This is a genomic window from Aminobacterium colombiense DSM 12261 (genome assembly GCF_000025885.1).
GTDB classification, from domain to species: Bacteria; Synergistota; Synergistia; order Synergistales; family Aminobacteriaceae; genus Aminobacterium; species Aminobacterium colombiense.
Genome location: NC_014011.1, coordinates 466,509 through 485,327 on the forward strand (window position 1 = coordinate 466,509; position 18,819 = coordinate 485,327).

15 protein-coding genes and 1 tRNA gene are annotated in these 18,819 nt (G+C 44.1%); 13 read left to right on the plus strand and 3 right to left on the minus strand.

Annotated elements, in window-relative coordinates; all coding sequences use genetic code 11:
• Positions 1 to 28 precede the first annotated feature (28 nt).
• The 3 genes from AMICO_RS02215 to AMICO_RS02225 form a co-directional block, all read right to left on the minus strand.
• Positions 29 to 721, minus strand: a complete 693-nt coding sequence (locus AMICO_RS02215; protein WP_013047844.1) for a GntR family transcriptional regulator — start codon at positions 719 to 721, stop codon at positions 29 to 31.
• Between the two features lie 92 nt (positions 722 to 813).
• Positions 814 to 1,347, minus strand: a complete 534-nt coding sequence (locus AMICO_RS02220; protein ID WP_013047845.1) for a cob(I)yrinic acid a,c-diamide adenosyltransferase — start codon at positions 1,345 to 1,347, stop codon at positions 814 to 816.
• 57 nt (positions 1,348 to 1,404) lie between these two features.
• A complete protein-coding gene (locus tag AMICO_RS02225) occupies positions 1,405 to 2,208 on the minus strand; it encodes an IclR family transcriptional regulator (RefSeq protein ID WP_013047846.1) in 804 nt (267 codons plus the stop codon).
• Positions 2,209 to 2,527: 319 nt separating this feature from the next.
• On the opposite strand from AMICO_RS02225, the gene AMICO_RS02230 reads away from it, so the two are divergent.
• The 13 genes from AMICO_RS02230 to AMICO_RS02290 all read left to right on the plus strand — a co-directional run bounded on the left by AMICO_RS02230 (position 2,528) and on the right by AMICO_RS02290 (position 18,794).
• Positions 2,528 to 3,415, plus strand: coding sequence for an isocitrate lyase/PEP mutase family protein (locus AMICO_RS02230; RefSeq protein WP_013047847.1), 888 nt, complete (start codon positions 2,528 to 2,530; stop codon positions 3,413 to 3,415).
• On the plus strand, positions 3,416 to 4,129 hold the full coding sequence (locus AMICO_RS02235; RefSeq protein WP_244392425.1) for an RraA family protein: 714 nt from the start codon (positions 3,416 to 3,418) through the stop codon (positions 4,127 to 4,129).
• A 15-nt stretch (positions 4,130 to 4,144) separates the two neighbouring features.
• Positions 4,145 to 5,041, plus strand: coding sequence for a DUF1932 domain-containing protein (locus tag AMICO_RS02240; protein WP_013047849.1), 897 nt, complete (start codon positions 4,145 to 4,147; stop codon positions 5,039 to 5,041).
• 64 nt (positions 5,042 to 5,105) lie between these two features.
• Positions 5,106 to 6,056 carry a TAXI family TRAP transporter solute-binding subunit gene (locus tag AMICO_RS02245; RefSeq protein WP_013047850.1) on the plus strand — a complete coding sequence of 317 codons (951 nt, stop codon included), beginning with the start codon at positions 5,106 to 5,108 and terminating at the stop codon, positions 6,054 to 6,056.
• An 85-nt stretch (positions 6,057 to 6,141) separates the two neighbouring features.
• Entirely contained in the window at positions 6,142 to 8,082 is a 1,941-nt protein-coding gene (locus tag AMICO_RS02250) for a TRAP transporter permease (RefSeq protein ID WP_013047851.1), read from the plus strand.
• Between the two features lie 63 nt (positions 8,083 to 8,145).
• On the plus strand, positions 8,146 to 8,412 hold the full coding sequence (locus tag AMICO_RS02255; protein ID WP_013047852.1) for a citrate lyase ACP: 267 nt from the start codon (positions 8,146 to 8,148) through the stop codon (positions 8,410 to 8,412).
• Positions 8,413 to 8,419: 7 nt separating this feature from the next.
• A complete protein-coding gene (locus tag AMICO_RS02260) occupies positions 8,420 to 9,307 on the plus strand; it encodes an HpcH/HpaI aldolase/citrate lyase family protein (RefSeq protein ID WP_013047853.1) in 888 nt (295 codons plus the stop codon).
• Positions 9,304 to 10,869 (plus strand): citrate lyase subunit alpha, encoded by a 1,566-nt coding sequence (gene citF, locus AMICO_RS02265; protein ID WP_013047854.1) that lies wholly within the window; start codon positions 9,304 to 9,306, stop codon positions 10,867 to 10,869. The genes AMICO_RS02260 and citF overlap by 4 nt, the downstream gene beginning before the upstream one ends.
• 174 nt (positions 10,870 to 11,043) lie before the next feature.
• A tRNA-Leu gene (locus AMICO_RS02270) sits at positions 11,044 to 11,130 on the plus strand.
• A gap of 225 nt (positions 11,131 to 11,355) precedes the next feature.
• Positions 11,356 to 12,945 carry a restriction endonuclease subunit S gene (locus tag AMICO_RS02275; protein ID WP_041459312.1) on the plus strand — a complete coding sequence of 530 codons (1,590 nt, stop codon included), beginning with the start codon at positions 11,356 to 11,358 and terminating at the stop codon, positions 12,943 to 12,945.
• A 13-nt stretch (positions 12,946 to 12,958) separates the two neighbouring features.
• Positions 12,959 to 14,440: a type I restriction-modification system subunit M gene (locus tag AMICO_RS02280; RefSeq protein WP_013047856.1), complete on the plus strand. Its 1,482-nt coding sequence runs from the start codon at positions 12,959 to 12,961 to the stop codon at positions 14,438 to 14,440.
• The gene (locus AMICO_RS02285; protein WP_013047857.1) at positions 14,430 to 15,599 is read left to right on the plus strand and encodes a restriction endonuclease subunit S; all 1,170 of its coding nucleotides are present in this window, start codon (positions 14,430 to 14,432) and stop codon (positions 15,597 to 15,599) included. The genes AMICO_RS02280 and AMICO_RS02285 overlap by 11 nt, the downstream gene beginning before the upstream one ends.
• On the plus strand, positions 15,600 to 18,794 hold the full coding sequence (locus AMICO_RS02290) for a type I restriction endonuclease subunit R (protein ID WP_013047858.1): 3,195 nt from the start codon (positions 15,600 to 15,602) through the stop codon (positions 18,792 to 18,794). It abuts the gene before it with no gap.
• Positions 18,795 to 18,819: the final 25 nt, after the last annotated feature.

Here is an 18,819-nt window from a genome sequence, read left to right on the forward strand (position 1 = left end):
GCATCCCAGCCACGACCCCTTCAATTCTTTATTCTTCTTCTACGCTTGTATAATCTCCAGGGTGTTGCCTCAGGAAAGCCAAAAGACTTCGTTTCGTATCCTCGATATGGCTGCCCATTTCAGCTATAGCCTTCTTGCAGTCGCCATGCAGTACGGCATCTATGATAGCGAGGTGCCCTTTAAGGAACACACCCATAATCGTTGGGTCGGATTGCATAGAGTAGGGGCGGCACAGATTGATCAAATCAACAATGTTGTTGAGTGTTTTATGAAGATACTTATTGCCGCTGCACTCATAAAGGAAGCAGTGAAAGCGGCGGTCTTCAGTCAGATATTCTTCGTGGGATGTTTGGCCGGACATTGCAGAAAAAATTTCGCGAAAAAGCTTCAGATCCTTGATTGGAGGATTCTCGCATACGTTTTCTATGGCGATAATTTCTAGTGCCTGTCTCAGTTCGTACAGATCAGAGGCATCCTTGAGAGAGGGTAAAGTGACAAAAGCTCCTCTCCGAGGAGTCAGGGTGATAAGCCCAGTTTGGCTCAATTGCCGAATAGCTTCTCGAACCGGAGTCCTGGAAACAGCCAACTGTTCAGCAAGCTCTATCTCAGAAAGCTTAGAGCCTGGTTTCAAAACGCCATTTACGATCGCGTCTTTCAACTTTTCATAAACAATCTGTCTCAACCCCTGGTTTGTGGCTGGGGTTAGTGTATTTTGGTCCATAGTCACAATCCTCCTCTAAACCAAGCACTTTGCACCCATTATACACTAATTGAAAAGCTTTGTGCTCTTTTTCTCTTTCTCGTCGAATCATGTTACTGGCGACATTCGCTTTTTTCTTCCTGCGTTCGCGCCAGATGATCGTACCAGAGAGAGAGAGCATAAATAACATCAGAAAGCCGGTTAATATAGGAATATCCTTCTTCCTTTAATTCTTTTGAGCGGAAAAGTTTCACCGCTAAACGTTCTGCCCTTCGAGCGACAGTTCTTGCTACGTGTAATGCGGCTCCTGCTTTCGAATCGCCGGGCCGGACAAAACGAAAATTCCTTTCTGTTACATTTCCCACTTTATCTATAATTGCTTCAAGAGCTTCAATTTTTGGGCAGGGTAGGCCGGGGAAAAGAGCTAAGTAACCCATTAACAGCCCCAATTGCTGTTCAAGCCAACAGAGATTTTCACAAATTTCTTCGTATTCGCAGAGAGCCCTTGCCATCCCTACATGGGCCTGGCACTCATCAATGGTTCCAAAAACTTCTACCCTGAGGTGATCTTTAGGAACCCGATCACCATTCCCGAGACTTGTCTCACCAAAATCTCCACCCTTGGTTGTGATCCAGGTTTCAGCCACTGTCTGCCACTCCCTTCTTAATTCGTGCCAGGTCTTGAAAATGTGCACGCTATTCCGTTAGTCCTGTAAATGAGGAAATTTCGTGGGCTTTCTTTCTACGGTTAGTTCTTCAGGGGCTCCAAGGGCGATAGATAGTTCACGGCTTTCATGAAGGAGGGCAAGGATGATGCGAGGAACAACGTCGTCTGTAAATCGGATGCTGGGTCCTGAAATGGTTAGGCAGGCTATGGGAAGTCCCGTGAAATTAAATATGGGACAAGAAACTGAAGAGACGCCGGGTTCCCTTTCCGCAATACTGGTTGCATACCCATCGTCTTTTACCTTAGTTGCCCTATCTATAAGAATTGTCCGCTTGAGGCGCACTTCTTCAGGTGCGGCATCAAATACAGCATCCACTTCCTCAAGAGCCATGTAAGCCAGAAAACAGCGTCCTGCCGCTCCCGCCCAGAGGGGAAAACGGTCGCCGGGATTTGCAAAGCGTTTGAGAGGATAGGTACTTGATACCTGTTCACAGCATATGCGCCATATGCCTTTGCGCTGGTATAAACTAACCGTCTCGTTGAATGTATCCCTCAATTTCCGCATATGTGGAAGAGCTACATTTTTTGTAGGATCGCTGGCCTTGAAAATTGCTCCCATACGATAACATTTCCAGCCAAGCTGGTATAGGTTTCCCTCACATTTATCTAGAAAACCCTCCTCACAAAGCACTGCAGTGATACGGGAAGCCGTCGGCAGTGGTGCGTTGATCTCTTCCGCTATTTCAGTCAGTGTCCGATGGGGATTGTCCCAGGTAAAAGAGTCTAAGACGGCGAGACACTTACGAATTGATGAGGCTCCTTTTGTTTTTTGGGGTCTCATTGTCATTCTCCCTTCTGTGTTAAATCCCTTTATACGATCGGGTGTTGCTCTCTTCTCTCTGGTAGATAGCATTAGAGTAGAGTCATAAAAAATATATTTTCAGCAATTATCTGCAATTTTATCCTTTCTTCATACTCTATCAGAAAGTAGAGTTTTTCGCTCCCTATCACTAGAGATGAAGAAGGGATGAATTTCTACACTTTGTTTAACCGTGTATTAAACATGATATTTCTTACTTGTTTGCACTTGCTTTATTTTAATTTATTTTATAATATGAAAGCTACTTCCACAATATAAAATAATCTAAGGAGGAGCCTTCGTGAAAAAATCTACTATTTTGCGTCAATTGCTTGAGAAGAGAGAGGCCCTTGTAGTTCCGGGCGCTCATGATGTTCTTTCCGCAAAGCTCATTGAAAAGGTTGGTTTTAAGGCGTTGCAGGTAAGTGGTTTTGGTTTGGCGGCCACGCTTCTTGGTTTGCCTGATATGGCTTTTCTTTCTTTTGAGGAAATGCGAAATTTCACCCGCAATATAGTTGACGCAGTGAATATTCCTGTAATGGCCGATGCAGACACTGGCTTTGGTAATGCGATCAATGCCATGTATGTTACCGAAAAGCTCATCAAAGCTGGTTGTGCCAGTATGAACATAGAAGATCAGATGTTTCCCAAACGATGTGGCCATATTGAAGGAAAAACTATTGTACCTTGTGATGAAATGGTTTTAAAAATCAAAGCCTGCGCCAAAGTTCGAGATGAACTTGATCCCGACTTTGTGATCAATGCCCGTACAGACTCTATTGCTGTTTCTGGCATTGACGAAGCCATTCGCCGCGGCAATGCTTACGCTGAGGCCGGCGCAGACATGATTTTTGTAGAGGCTCCTCGCACTATCGAAGAAATTGAGCGTGCCGTTAAAGAAATCGACGCCCTGGTGAGCATTAACTTCTTCGATAGCATCGAAGGTGGTAAAACTCCCCTTCTTCCCGTAAATCAGATGAAAGAGCTCGGAGTGGCTCGTATCAGCGTGCCGGTAGGATCGGTTTTTGCTGCGGCGAAGGGAGTTCAGAACTACCTTGAAGCCATTAAAGACGATATTGCTCCTGATCGAAAGGAAGTACTCTTCTCCTTTGACGAATTTAAAAATATCGTAGGAGTTCCCGGATTCCGCGAACAGGAAAAAGAATATCTTCCTAAATTTGTTGATTAATTGAAAAGTCCTGATATGAGTATTGGTTTTCGAGTCTTTACCCAGCGAGACCTTCCCCCGAAAGACCTGGTGGAGAAGTTTAAACATATTCCTGCAGCGAACATTGCAGACGGAATGAATCGTTCCGCTGCCATGGCTTCCTATATTCGTCTCATGACCGCACCAACGGAATGCAATATGGTGGGTGTGGCTCTGACAGTGCGTGCTCGTGGCGGGGACAACCTTATGTTCCATAAGGCTTTGAACATGGCAGAAGAGGGAGATGTAATTGTCCTCTCGAATGAAGGGGATCGAAGCTATGCTCTCATGGGGGAGATGATGGCTCTTTATGCCCGCCATAAAAAGGTGGCTGGAATAGTTATCGAAGGCCCGGTTCGTGATGTTGAAGCTCTGTATAGCCTGGGGGTACCGGTCTATGCTACAGGCTCTACGCCCGGCGGTCCTTATAAGGATGGCCCGGGAGAAGTTAATGTGGGAATTTCCTGTGGCGGCATCTTTGTCTGCCCCGGGGATATCATCGTTGGCGATGCCGATGGGGTCATAGTTGTTCCCAAGGGCCTGGCCCGACAATGTCTTGAAGGAGGCCGTCGCCTGCTTTTAAACGAAGAGGTTAAGGGTCCCCGACTGGCTGATGGCACAGGTGATCGTAGCTGGGTTGAAAAAACTCTCGACCAAAAAGGCTGCGAGACCATAGACGGTATATGGCTTCCCTAAGTGGAGGTAAGGACTGTGGCTGAATTATCTTTGGGTTTTGTAGGATTTGGAGAAGTTTCCTTTTGCATCTCTTCAGGACTCCGGGACGAAGGACTGTCAGGTATATGTGCCTACGATGTGGTGCTGGGAAGCGGGACACTCTACGAGGAAAACCTTCGTAAACGGGCCAATGAAGCCAATGTTATTCTTTGTGATACGCCAGAAGAGTTGTTCAGATCGTGTAAAGTGATTGTCTGTGCTGTTCAGGCTCCATATGCAGGCCATGCTGCCAAGTCTGCCCTTTCCCATATGTCGGCGGGATCTCTGTATGTTGACGTGACCACAGCTGCGCCTGCTGAGAAAGAACGCTGGGAAAAGGAATTTCAGGCCAGGAGCATTTACTTTGCAGATTCGGCTATGATGGGTCCTCTTACAATCAACAGGCATAAGGTGCCTATGATAGCCTCAGGCTGTGGTGCGAGTCTGTGGCAGGAGAAGATGGTTCCGCTGGGAATGAAGATCGATGTAGTAAAGGGGCCAGCAGGAGATGGAACACGGATAAAGCTGGTCCGTAGCGTTTTCATGAAAGGACTAGGCGCACTTCTAGTTGAAACTTTTCTCCTGGCCCATAGGAGCGGTCTGGAAGATGTTGTTCTTAAATCAATATCCGCTACGGTGGATCAGCTTCCTTTCGAAAAAACAATTTCTCGAATGCTTGGTGCCGATATGATCCATGCGGAACGCAGAGCCCACGAAGTGGCGGAATCCATTGCTTTAATGGAAACTCTCAGATTGAAACCTGTTATGGCTGCAGCAACGAAAGAAAGACTGGAGCTCTCCGCCGCAATGGGATTAAAAGATGAACTTGCAGGGTTAGCCCCGAAAACAATAGAAGAAGCTTGTTCTGTGTGGGATAGAAAAAATTACCGCTAGTTTGGCTTATCTCAGAAAATCTGTACTGTTTCTATCATATAAAGAATAATGAGGAGGTATGGATATGTTTCGCAAAAGTATGGTCAGTGCTTTAATCGCAGCAAGTCTAGTATTTGCAGTTGCGGGAGTTTCCTGCGCCGCGGAATTTGCCCGAATCGGGACCAGCAGTGTTGGCGGTGGATTCTATCTCATAGGTAACACGATTGCTCAGCTGGGAAACCAGGAAAAGAATGGCATCAACTACACAGCTGTTACTGGCGGTTCTGCGAAGAATTTGATGGCGCTTGCCAAAAAAGACATGGAATTTGGCCTTGCACAGTCTGCAACAGTTGATGAAGCCTGGAACGGAACAGGCGGCTTTGAGGGGCGTGCCCTCAAGCAGCTTCGTTTTGTGACGGCGATCTACCCTATGCCCGCACATATCCTTATAAGTGGCGATGGGATCGAAAGTATTGCAGATCTCAAAGGGAAGAAGATAGACTACGGCCCAATTGGCAACGGCATCGATACAAACTGCCGTATTGTTCTTGGCGCTTATGGCATAAAGGATGAGGATATCACCATCGACCGTTATGGCCGCTCCGAGGTCGTAGAGGCCCTTCAGACAGGCACTGTTAATGGTCATATCTGGCTTACTACCTATCCCAACGCTCAGATTACAGAGATGATTTCCAAGAATGTGCGTCTTCTTTCTATCGATGAGGAACAGCGTCAAACAATTCTGAAACAATGCCCGTTCTTTGCCTCTGCTGTAATTCCTGCAGGCACCTACAAGGGATTCGATAAGGATCTACCTACAATTGCAGCTGTGGGAGCCTTGATAACCTATGCTGACATGAGCGACGAAGTTATCTACAAGACCGTTAAGATGATGTACGAGAACTCACAGTTCTTAAAAGATCGGCTTCCTAACTACTTTGCAAACTTCAGCCTTGAAAACGCTCTCAATGGTTGCTCTATGGAAGTTCACCCCGGAGCCCTTAAATACTATAAAGAAGCCGGTTTAGTTAAGTAACCCACGTTTTTATAACGTATAGGGGGGCGATCAAGCCCCCTTCTTTTTACACACTAGCAAAGGATTTTACATTGGGGGTGTTGTTGTGAGTTCTCCAGTCTCCTCTGTTTCATCGAACAGTTCTGATGCGGCTGTCACTGCCAAGAAGGTCGGCAAGCGGCGATCCCTGACAGGATTTTCGGGCAAGCTTATTATGATCTTGGCGGTTTCCCTCGCTATTTTCCAGCTTTATACGGCCTTTTTCGGGTTGTTGCCTACGATGAAACAGCGCAGTTTCCACGTAGCTTTTGTAATGACCATGATTTTCCTTCTTTATCCAGGGACTAAGGATTCTCCACGAGATAGAGTACCTTTTGTGGACTGGATATTGGCTTTAGCTGCTGCCGGTTGCGCTCTTTATGTCTTTTTCGGTTATGAAGATATCGCTATGCGGGCAGGATTGATCTACGATTATGAATTGATACTTGGCGGGATTTTTACAGTGCTGGTTTTTGAGGCGGGACGCCGCGTCTTAGGCAACGCTCTTCCAGGCTTCTGTTTCCTTTTCCTCCTTTTTGCCTATTTTGGACGCTCAATGCCTGGCCCTATACAGCACTTCGGGCTCTCCATTCCTCGTATCATTGAAGAGCTCTATCTTACTACAGATGGATTATTCGGCCTTGTGACAGGAGTATCTGCTACTTACATATACCTGTTCGTCTTGTTCGGGGCCTTTTTGACGTCTACTAAGGCATCGGAATTCTTTAATGACTTCGCTATGGCTCTGACAGGACATCTCAAAGGCGGTCCAGCCAAAATTGCCGTAGTGTCCAGTGCTCTTATGGGAACCATTAGCGGCAGTACATCTGCAAACGTGGCAACCACTGGCGCCTTTACGATCCCCCTAATGAAAGAAATAGGGTACAAGCCACATTTTGCTGGGGCTGTGGAAGCGGCAGCATCCACAGGTGGACAGATCATGCCTCCTGTTATGGGAGCAGCGGCGTTTATCATCGCCGACACTCTTGGGGTGCCTTATACCAGAGTGCTTACTGCCGCAATCATCCCCGCCCTTCTTTTTTTCTGGGGCATATGGTGTTCCCTCAGTCTTGAGGCTTCCAAACTAGGTCTTAAAGGTCTTCCGAAGGATAGGCTGCCTAAGGTTGGCAAGGTTCTTCTGACCAGCGGCTACAAGGCCATCCCACTTTTTGTAATAGTCTATTTTCTTGTAAAAGGTTACAATCCGCTCTATTCAGGATGCTGGGGCATTTTCAGCTGCGTTCTCCTCAGTTTCGTAAAAAAATCTGATCGGCTTAACGTAAAGACCCTTGTATCTACCCTTGAAAGCGGTTCAAAAGGGGCTCTTTCTGTTGCTATGGCTTGTATTATTGTCGGAGTGGTCATAGGCATGATGGGAGCTACAGGTGTGGCTCTGCGCGTCGGTGACGCGATTCTTGCCATGACCCAGGGACACCTGATAATAACTCTTGTGGTGACCATGATCATTGCCATGCTTCTTGGCATGGGGATGCCTACAACTGCTAGTTACGTCATGGCTAGTGCTGTGGCCGCTCCCGCTATGGTCTTGCTCGGAGTGAGGCCTTTGGACGCACATCTGTTCGTATTCTTCTACGCAGTGCTCTCATCGGTGACTCCACCGGTCTGCGTAGGGGCTTATACCGCAGCCGGCATAGCTGGAGCTGACCCAAACAAAACGGCATTCGCCGCGGTCAAACTGGCCCTGTCCGGGTTTATCGTTCCCTTTATCTTTGTTTTAGCCCCAGAGATTCTGTTGACCAACGTTACCAGTTGGTTTGTGACGTTTCAGGCCATGATCTCAGCTATCGTGGGCGTATTCCTGCTGGCTTCTGCCGCTGAGAACTATATAATGGCGCGCCTTCGCTGGTATGAGCGGCTCCTCGCTTTTGCAGGTGCCTTGGGATTGCTTTATCCAGGCACGGTCACCGACCTCTGTGGCCTGGCAGTACTTGTCGTTCTTTATGTAGTTACAAAAAAGCGAGCGAAAGATTTGCCAGATCTTGCTTAATAGTAATGTTCGGGCTTCCCTCTTGTAGAGGAGACCTTTATACAATATAAGGGGGGTTAAAAAATGATTGTGCATAGTGCACAGGCTGGTTCCGACGGAAAAAGTGACTGCTTTGTCACAGTTAAGCCAGCAGAAACAATGGAATGGAAGTATCAAGGTAGAAATAGCCAGCTTTTTGCCACTCGTACAGACTCGCTGATTCGAGAGACTCTGGATCGTTATGGTTCGCCCAAAGTTTGCCTGATAGTAGAGGATTTTGGGGCCTTGCCCTTTGTGATCCGTGCGCGGGTCGAGGTGGCTCTTGAGCGGGCCTTGAAGGAAAGGGCGTGAAAAAATAGTGAAACTTCGCCGTTCATTGCTTTATATACCAGGAAATAATCCTGCAATGCTGCAAAGCTGCCCATCTCTCGGTGCCGATTGTGTGATCCTTGACCTGGAGGATGCGGTTGCTCCAGCACATAAGGATGAAGCCAGACGCCTGGTGGCCTATGCGTTGCGCTGTCTTTTTTTCGATTGTGTTGAAAAAGTGGTCAGGATCAATGATGTGTCCACCCCTTGGTGGGAGCTGGATTTAGAAGAAATTGTTCCGGCAGGGCCAGATGTGATTCGTTTGCCAAAAGCAGAGTCAGTGGAGAATATTCGCATGGTGGATAACCGCATCACAGAATTAGAGAAGGCAAACGGACTTTCAGAAGGCGGAATAGAGCTTCATATTCTACTAGAATCGGCCCAGGCTGTAGAAAATGTAGCGAATCTGGTAAGAAGTTGTAAACGGGTAAAAGGTGTCGGTCTTGGTGGACAAGACTTGACAGCAGACATGGGAATTCGCAAAACATCCTCAGGAGAAGAACTGGCTTATGCAAACGGTCATATGATCCTGGCTGCCAAAGCAGCGAAGATTGACTGTTTTGACTCAGTTTATACAGATATAAACGATGGAGAAGGATTGTTGACCAATACCCGCAAAGCCGCAACCATGGGTTTCTCGGGCAAGTCGGCGATCCACCCTTCACAGGTCAGGATCATCAATCAGGGATTCTACCCTTCCGAAGACATTCTATCTCATGCTCAGGACGTCATCGCTGCGGCGAAAATTGCCAGAACAGAGGGCAGAGGAGCTTTTAGCGTCAACGGGAAAATGGTTGACGGCCCAGTGATTCGGCAGGCCATGAATGTTCTGGCCCAGGCAGGCATTCCTTGTAACTCTGAGGAGGTGTTACCATGACCATGGTGAGAAATGCGGCAGGGCGCCTTGTTCCCGATGAGATTCCAGGTATTGGTTCAGTTCGTCCCTTCGAAGGAGTAACAGGTGTTGCCCCATCTCCAGCTTTTAACACCATTATGGAGGTCGAGCGCGATGTGGTTCCAATGGGCACCAATAAAATTGCCCCAGACTTGCGCACGGCTATTGAACGTTCAGGCCTCTGCGATGGCATGACCATCGGCTTCCATCATCACCTCCGCAATGGTGATAGAGTGGTTGCTCAGGTTCTTGAAGAGCTTAACTGCATGGGCTTTAAAAACCTCGTATTGATGAGTTCTGCTCTGTTGGAATGCCATAATTTTGTAGTGGATTACATCCGTTCTGGCCTTATTAGCCAGATCTATGCTCCAATTCGTGGTGCCGTAGGCGACTATTTCCAGACTGAGAACGAAAAGCTTCCGCCAGTTATTATCCGTACCCATGGAGGGCGGGCAAGAGCCGTAGAAGAAGGATCCATTGCTGTTGATGTAGCTTTCATAGGTGCTTCGGCCTGCGATATGTCCGGCAATATGACCGGCATGAGCGGCCCATCGGCTTTCGGCTCCCTTGGCTACGGTATGCAGGACGCTCGTTTCTCTCGACATGTTATCGCCGTTACAGACAACCTTGTTGAATATCCACTGAGGCCGCGGGTCTCCATCCCTCAGTATCTTGTTCATCAAGTGGTGGTACTGGATTCCATTGGCGATCCCCAGAAACTGGCTACAGGTTCGATACGTATTACCAAAAGCCCAACGCAGTTGGCACTGGCATATCACGCTTATGAGCTCATAGCCGCATCTGGCGCTATCTGTCCCGGGTTCTCTTACCAGGCAGGCGGTGGCGGAATCTCCATGGCAGTGACCCAGTATGTACGTGAGTATATGCAGCGAAAAGATATTACTGGAAGCTTTGCTCTCGGTGGTATCACTGCTGATATGGTTTCCCTTCTGGAAGAGGGTAGATTCCAGGCCCTCTTTGACGTTCAGAGCTTCGATCCAGCCATGGGGGCATCAATGTTGAGGAACCCCACACACTACGAAATCGACGCTTCCTGGTATGCAAACCCATTAAATGCCGGGTGCATGACCCATCAGCTTGATGTGGCCGTGCTGGGAGCTCTTGATGTGGACGTTGACTTTAATGTCAATCTTCTCACAGGCCATGATGGATATCTTCGCAGCGGAATGGGCGGCCACCCAGATGCAGCAGGGGGTGCAAAGCTGACGGTAGTCGTGTTGCCGAGCTTCCGTCGAGGATTGCCATCCATAAAGAAGAGAGTACAGACTATCTGTACTCCAGGAGCCAGCGTGGACGCAATTGTCACCGAGCGTGGCATTTGTATAAACCCCCGCAGGGAAGATCTTCTAAAACAGGCTTTGGATAGTGGCTTGAATGTGGTGGATATTGAGAAACTCCGCCAGGATACAGAAGCTCTTACCGGGGTGATGGATCCTGTTGAGTTTGACGAATCTCGAGTCGCCGCGGTAGTAGAATATCGCGACGGATCGATTCTTGACGTTGTATATGGAATGAAGCGTTAAAAAGAGAAAGGATAACGGCAGTGCTTGGCTCTACAAAAGAACTACTCTGCAGTTATCCTTCTTTACGCACTGGACCAAGGGTATTTTTAACTACTGTTGCCATCCATTTAAAAAGACGGAATTGAAATATCCTACTGGACATCACCCTTCATATATGATAGAAATATTGGCGTTGCCGGAGTGGCGGAATGGTAGACGCAGCGGACTCAAAATCCGCCGGGCCTCGGGTCTGTGGGAGTTCGAGTCTCCCCTCCGGCACCATAATAGAAAAGACATTTTCCCCTTTCGATTCTGCTAAAGCAGAACGAAAGGGGATTTTTTATTTTGAAGTTTCGCAAATCCCACATTACTTTATTTGCATTTATAAAATAAAGTGCAATATAAAATTTAACATTTCCAATATTAATATTTTAGTATTTACATACCATGTTATTGGGGCTATAATTTCATTATTAAAATAGAGCAGAAAGGAGCTCCTTCCTAGAGATGAGAATAGATAATGCCTTAAACGTCTTATTCCAGAGGCAGCTATCTTCAAGAGAGCAGTTGCTTAATGAAATGCTTCGGGTAAAAATGACCCAAAAGAAACTCAAAGAGAATTTTGATAAAACAGCTAACATACAAAGAGACAGAGAAGTTTTATTTCAGCTTATGAAAAAAACGACAGAAGATCACTTGGGGTTCTTCCCTACTGATAGAGATGATTTTTTAGAAATTTTTGAAGCCTTAAAAGACATAGACCTTGTCGATTTCACTATTGAAATATACAAAAATGATCGAATGGGCACCGTTATTTCCCCCCAATATCTTACTGAATATATAAGTGAAAGAATACAGCGGCTCTGTCCCCAAAAAGTGCTTATTACAGAAGCTGAAAAGCATCTGTCAGGGCTAGGGGATTTGATAAAACGCTTTCCAAACATAAAAATCACATTAACAACGCATCTTAAGCCAATGCACATTCTTTTACAGTTGGCCTTCGGAGAATACGAACATGTAAAAATCCGATTCGAGTCTATTTATATGCCATGCCTAGAAAATGAAAAATACGATTATGTCTATTCATTGCCAATTTTTAGCAATAGGCCAGAAGGAACGAGCCAAACCTTCTTGACAAGAGATAGTGACGGTATTGCTTTCGAGAACATGTTGAATCATCTTGATGAGAATAGCACTTTAGATATTATTGTTCCTGCAAAAATAACTTTTGCCAGTCTTGGTTATGAAAAGCTACGGTCGTATATAACAGAGAATTTTTATGTGGAAAACATGTATCTTCTTCCAGAAGGAACATTTCGCCCGGCGACAGCTATAAAAACATATCTATTCTCTGTAACTTCCTTACCTAAAGAACAAGTCAATATTGGAACTTTCGAACTTCAAGAAGAGAAAGTTAATATCAGAGATAAACAGACGATATCAATCAAAGATTTTTTATCTCATAAAGATTGGCGAATAGAGCTTCTTTTAGCAAACGACAATGAAAACATCCGATGCTTTAGAGATTCTGATCTCCCAAAAGTAAAACTCAAAAATGTAGCTGAAGTCTTCAGAGGAAAGTCTATATTAAAAAAAGACCTAGGTCCTGGCAACGTAGCTGTGCTTAACATTTCTAATATTAAAGATGGTGAGATAGATTATCACGATTTAGATACTATCGATGAGGAAGAACACAAGATAAAACGTTATGAACTTAGTTCTGGTGACGTTGTTCTTTCTTGTCGAGGAACATCTATTAAATCTGCTGTGTTTGAAGCTCAAGATAAAACAATTATTGCTTCTGCAAACTTGGTCGTAATTCGTCCCAAGGAAAAAGTAAAGGGCGAGTTTATAAAAATCTTTTTAGAAAGCCCAGTTGGTCAGGCCATGATTCAAAGTTTCCAGCGAGGAACAATCCTCATGAATATTAATTATGCTGATATTATGGAGATGGAAATTCCGTTTCTTCCGATATACGAGCAACAAAAAATGATTGAGACGTATTGTCAAGAGTTTAAAACATATAAAGAAGCTATCAACCTTGCGGAATCCCGTTGGTCGAATATAAAAATGAACATTTACAACAACTTGCTATAGGAGGATCAGAGCCATGTCTGTGAACTTGGAATTTGAAGATAAATTATGGGAAATGGCAGATAAACTGCGAGGCAATATTCAGCCTTCAGATTATAAGGATGTTGTTCTTGGTCTTATCTTTTTGAAATATATCTCTGATAGTTTTGAAGAAAAATACAACGAACTGGTAGCAGAAGAAGAAGGTTTCGAAGAAGACAGAGATGCCTACGTAGCAGAAAACATTTTTTATGTTCCACCCAGCGCCAGGTGGGATTTTATTAAAAAGAATGCGAAACAGAGCACCATTGGACAAATTATAGATGATGCCATGATAACTATTGAACGAGAAAATAGAAACCTAAAAGGAGTCCTTCCCAAAAATTACGCGAGGCCTGAGCTTGATAAAGCAAAATTAGGAGAGCTCGTTGATTTGTTTTCCTTCAACCTCGGAAACAAAGAAGCCAAAGCTCAAGATATTCTAGGCAGGGTATATGAGTATTTCTTAGGGAAATTCGGTTCCAGCGAAGGTGAATTTTATACGCCGCCTAGCATCGTAAAACTTCTAGTTGGCATGATTGAACCGTATAAAGGAAGAGTTTATGACCCTTGTTGCGGTTCTGGCGGCATGTTTGTGCAGTCATCCCGTTTTGTTGAAGAGCACCAGGGGCGAAAAGATGATATCCACATCTTCGGTCAAGAATATACGGCTACGACCTGGAGACTTTGCAAAATGAATCTGGCTATCAGGGGAATTGATGGAAATCTTGGAGCGCGAGACGCAGATACATTTGGAAATGATCTGCATAAAAATATAAGAGCCGATTATATCTTGGCTAATCCTCCTTTTAATGTTAGCGATTACACCTTAATTCCAGATGATGCCCGTTGGAAATATGGAATTCCGCCAGAAAAGAACGCCAACTACGCCTGGATTGAACATATTATCAGCAAACTTTCTCCTACCGGAGTGGCGGGCTTTGTCTTGGCTAACGGATCTATGAGTACAACCACTAAAGCCGAAGCGGAAATAAGAAAGAACATCATAGAAGCAGGACTTGTAGATTGCATTGTTACTATGCCACCAAACCTTTTTTACAATGTAACCATTCCTGTTTGTCTGTGGTTTATCTCTAAAAAGCGAGAAAACAAGCAAGATAAAATTCTCTTTATTGATGCTCGTAAAATGGGAACAATGGTTACCCGCAAGCATAGAGAATTTTCTGATGGAGAAATAGCAAAGATCTACGACACCTACCACAACTGGCGCGATAATAAAAAAGAATATAAAGACATACAGGGTTTTTGCAAATCTGCCGATATTGAAGAAGTAAGAGAGCACGAATATATACTGACTCCTGGCCGATATGTGGGCATAGAAGAAGTGGAAGACGACGGCGAACCCTTCGAAGAGAAGATGACGCGGCTAACAGGTGAACTGGCAGAGATGTTCGCTAAATCCCACAAACTAGAAGAAGAGATCAAGCAGCGATTAGGAGCGATTGGTTATGAGTTCTAATGAGTGGAGAGAAGTTAAGTTAGGAGAAATCGTAGATATTGAAATGGGACAATCTCCCAAATCCGAATTCTATAATACAGAAGGTTTAGGCGTCCCTTTTTTACAAGGCAATAAAACTTTTGGGATGATATACCCGAAATTTGATGTATTTTGTACAAATGTTAAAAAAATCGCAATCCAAAATGACATTTTAATGAGCGTAAGAGCTCCTGTTGGAGATTTAAACATCGCTCAGGAAAAAATTTGTATTGGGCGTGGTATTTGTGCCATGAGGATGAAAAATAGAAATAACTTGTATTTATTTTATTTGCTAAAGCACAATGTAAAAAATTTAAAGAAAACAGAGAGTGGTACTGTTTTCGGGGGAGTGAATAAAAAAGATATTATGGGGCTTAGTGTTATGTGGACCCCCAATCTGCAGGAGCAAAAAACCATCGCAGCAACTCTTTCTTGCCTTGATGACAAGATAGAGCTCAATAATCGAATTAATAAAACACTTGAGGAAATGGCTCAAGCAATCTTCAAAAGCTGGTTTGTCGATTTTGAACCATTTCAAAATGGCGAATTTATTGATAGCGAATTGGGCAAGATCCCTAAGGGGTGGCGAGTTGGAACATTAGATGAAATTATAGAATTATTTGATTCAAAACGCATTCCTTTATCAAGTAGGAAAAGAGAAAAAATGCAAAAAGTCTATCCGTACTATGGAGCAACTTCGCTTATGGACTATGTCGATGATTATATATTTGATGGAGTATATGTTTTATTAGGGGAAGATGGTACCGTTATAGATGGAAAAGGGTACCCTATTTTGCAATATGTTTGGGGTAAATTTTGGGTTAATAATCATGCTCATGTTTTGAAAGGTAAAAATGGATTTAGTGAAGAGAGTCTTTATATATTATTGAAGAATACTAATGTTAAATCAATTGTAACAGGAGCAGTACAACTAAAAATTAACCAATCTAATTTAAAATCGGTTAAGGTTATTATCCCATCAGTTGATAAAATTGCAGAATTTAATTACTTGATAGCCCGTTTTTTTGCAGAAAAGAGGAGACTTAGTGAGGAAAATCAAATATTAATATCAGTCCGCGATGCCTTACTGCCTAAACTTATGTCTGGGGAGGTTAGAGTACCTATTGAGGAGGTGCTATAGATGGCTTTTTGCGAGTGCCATTTGGAAGAAGCCGCTCTTGAATGGTTTGAAGAACTAGGTTATGAGGTGGTTTTTGCACCAGATATTGCTCCAGAAGGAACATATCCTGAACGTACCTATTATAGCGATGTAGTACTGACAGAGAGATTAAAAGAGGCTCTTGCACGAATAAATCCAGATCTTCCTGACGATGCGCTGGAAGATGGGTTTAGGCAGATAATGTTTCCTCAGAGCCCTAGCCTCATTATGAACAATAAAACCTTCCAGAAAATGATCACTGATGGCATTGACGTTCAGGTAAAACAGGAAGATGGCGGATATCGCACTGAAAAAGCCTATATTTTTGATTTAGAAGCACCTTCCAACAATGACTTTTTAGTAGCGAATCAGTTTACTGTTGTAGAGCATGATAAAGAAAAACGACCAGATATAGTTGTATTTGTTAATGGCATTCCATTGGTCGTTATAGAACTGAAAAATGCAAGTGACGAGAATGTAGATATTACTGATGCTTTTAACCAGCTTCAAACCTATAAAAAGACTATTCCTTCCTTGTTTACGTATAATTCCTTTACGGTTATCAGTGATGGTGTAAATGCCAGAGCTGGAACTCTCACATCTAATGAAGACCGCTTTATGGCTTGGCGCACTATTGATGGTGATGATGTGGCACCCCTCTGTATTCCTCAGCTTGAAGTATTGATTAAAGGAATGTTTTTGAAAGACCGCTTCCTTGATATTATCAGGCATTTCGTGTTGTTCCAAAGTGATGGTAAAGAAATCAAAAAGATTTTGGCAGGATATCATCAGTATCATGCCGTAAATAAGGCTCTTCAAAGCACCCAGCGCGCAACGATGGAACAAGGTGATAGAAGAGTAGGCGTTATTTGGCATACTCAGGGCAGCGGTAAAAGCCTTTCTATGGTTTTTTATGCGGGGAAACTGGTTATTGATGAAGAACTTGAAAACCCGACAATTGTAGTTATTACAGATAGAAACGATTTGGACGACCAGCTGTTCAGCACGTTTCTTAAAAGCGAAGAGCTCTTAAGAAATACGCCGGTACAGGCACAAGACAGAGTTCATCTTAGAGAGCTTCTGAATAACCGTACCAGCGGCGGCATTATCTTTACAACCATTCAGAAGTTTGCCCCTTTTACCAATGAGACAAATGGAGAAGTGATAGATTTTAATAGATGGGGCAGGGTTGCGGAAAATTCTTCTCCCTACACTGCGAATACGATGCTTACAGATCGGCGGAATGTGGTTGTTATTGCCGATGAGGCTCACAGAAGTCAATACGGTTTTGGTGCAGAAATTGTAATGGGAAAAACAGAAGCAGATGTAAAGTACGGTTATGCAAAGTATATGCGGGACAGCCTTCCCAACGCTTCTTATATAGGCTTTACAGGAACACCTGTAGAACTGACAGATAAAAATACGAGAGTGGTTTTTGGGGATTATATCGATATCTATGATATGACAAGGGCTGTAGAAGATGGCACAACGGTTAAGATTTTTTATGAAAGCAGAATTGCTAAATTAGACCTGCCGGAAGAAATGAAACCTCAGATTGATTCAGAATACGAAGAAATCACTGAATATCAGGAGTATAGCCAGAAAGAAAGGCTTAAGAGTAAATGGGCCAGGCTTGAAGCTATAGTTGGGACGGAGCAGCGGATAAAGCAGATTGCAAAAGATATCGTAGAGCATTTTGAAAAACGGGATCTGGCTCAGGAAAACGAAGGCGGCAAAGGAATGATTGTTGCCATGAGCCGCAGAATCGCCATAGACCTCTATAAAGAAATAGTTGCTCTGCGTCCCGATTGGCACAGCGATGACTTAATGTCTGGGAAAATCAAAGTTGTTATAACGGGCAGTTCTTCTGACCCATCAGATTGGCAAGCCTTTATTGGCTCGAAAGCGGATCGTGAAACCCTGGCTAAACGGATGAAAGATAGAAATGACGAGCTTAAGCTGGTTATTGTCCGAGATATGTGGCTCACGGGGTTTGATGTGCCGAGCATGCATTCAATGTATGTAGATAAACCTATGAGCGGGCACAACCTTATGCAGGCCATAGCGAGAGTGAATCGGGTTTTTAAAGAAAAACAAGGCGGACTCGTTGTTGATTATATTGGTATTGCAGAAAACTTGAAAAATGCGCTTGCACAATATACAGAAAGCGATAAGAAAACAACCGGAGTAGATACTGAGGTGGCATCTCAGGTTCTTTTGGAGAAATACGACTTAATAAAGGAACTGCTTCACGGGCATAGTTACGAAAAATTTTTCACGGGCAGGCAGAGTGAGAAGATGCAAGCCATTACGGAAACAATGGATTTTATTATTGGACTTCGAGAAGATAGAAAGAACGATTATATTAATCTAGTGACGGAAATGGCCCGGGCGTATTCGCTGTGTGCTACAACAGATACTGCTGAAACACTTAACGTTGAAGTAGGATTTCACAAAGCCGTAAGGGCATGTCTACACAAAATAATGAGTGACGGGAGCAAAAAGAAAACCACATCCCAGCTAGATAACGAACTTAACCAGTTGATTTCAAAGGCGATTTCCTCTAATGAAGTGGTTGATATTTTAAGTTCTGTTGGTCTCTCGAAACCCAATATTGCTATTCTTTCAGATGAATTCTTAGAGGAAGTAAAAGGAATGCGGCAGAAAAACTTGGCAGTGGAGTTGTTGAATCGATTGCTCAAAGGTAGCATCAAAAACTTTTCAAGACGCAACCTTGTTCAATCGAAGAGGTTCTCTGAAATGCTTGAAGCCTCCATAAGAAAATATCAGAACAGAACTATTGAAACCACTCAGGTAATTATGGAATTGATTGAGCTTGCCAAAGAAATTAGTGGCGCGGAAAAACGTGGAGAGAGCACGGGGCTTACCTCGGACGAATTAGCTTTTTATGATGCGCTGGCTGATAATGAGTCGGCCCGGGATGTTATGGGAGACGAGATCTTAATGCAGATAGCAAAAGACCTGACGCTATCTATTAGAAGGAATATCAGCGTAGACTGGGCTATTCGTGAAAATGTACAGGCAAAGATGAAAATGGACATCAAGCGGCTGTTGAAGCGCTATAACTACCCTCCGGATAAAACTCCCCAAGCAGTGGATACTGTGATAGCGCAGGCAAAACTCATGTGCCAAAAAGAAGTTGCATACGGAAGCTAAGTAGGTGTTTTTCGAAAGGCATAAA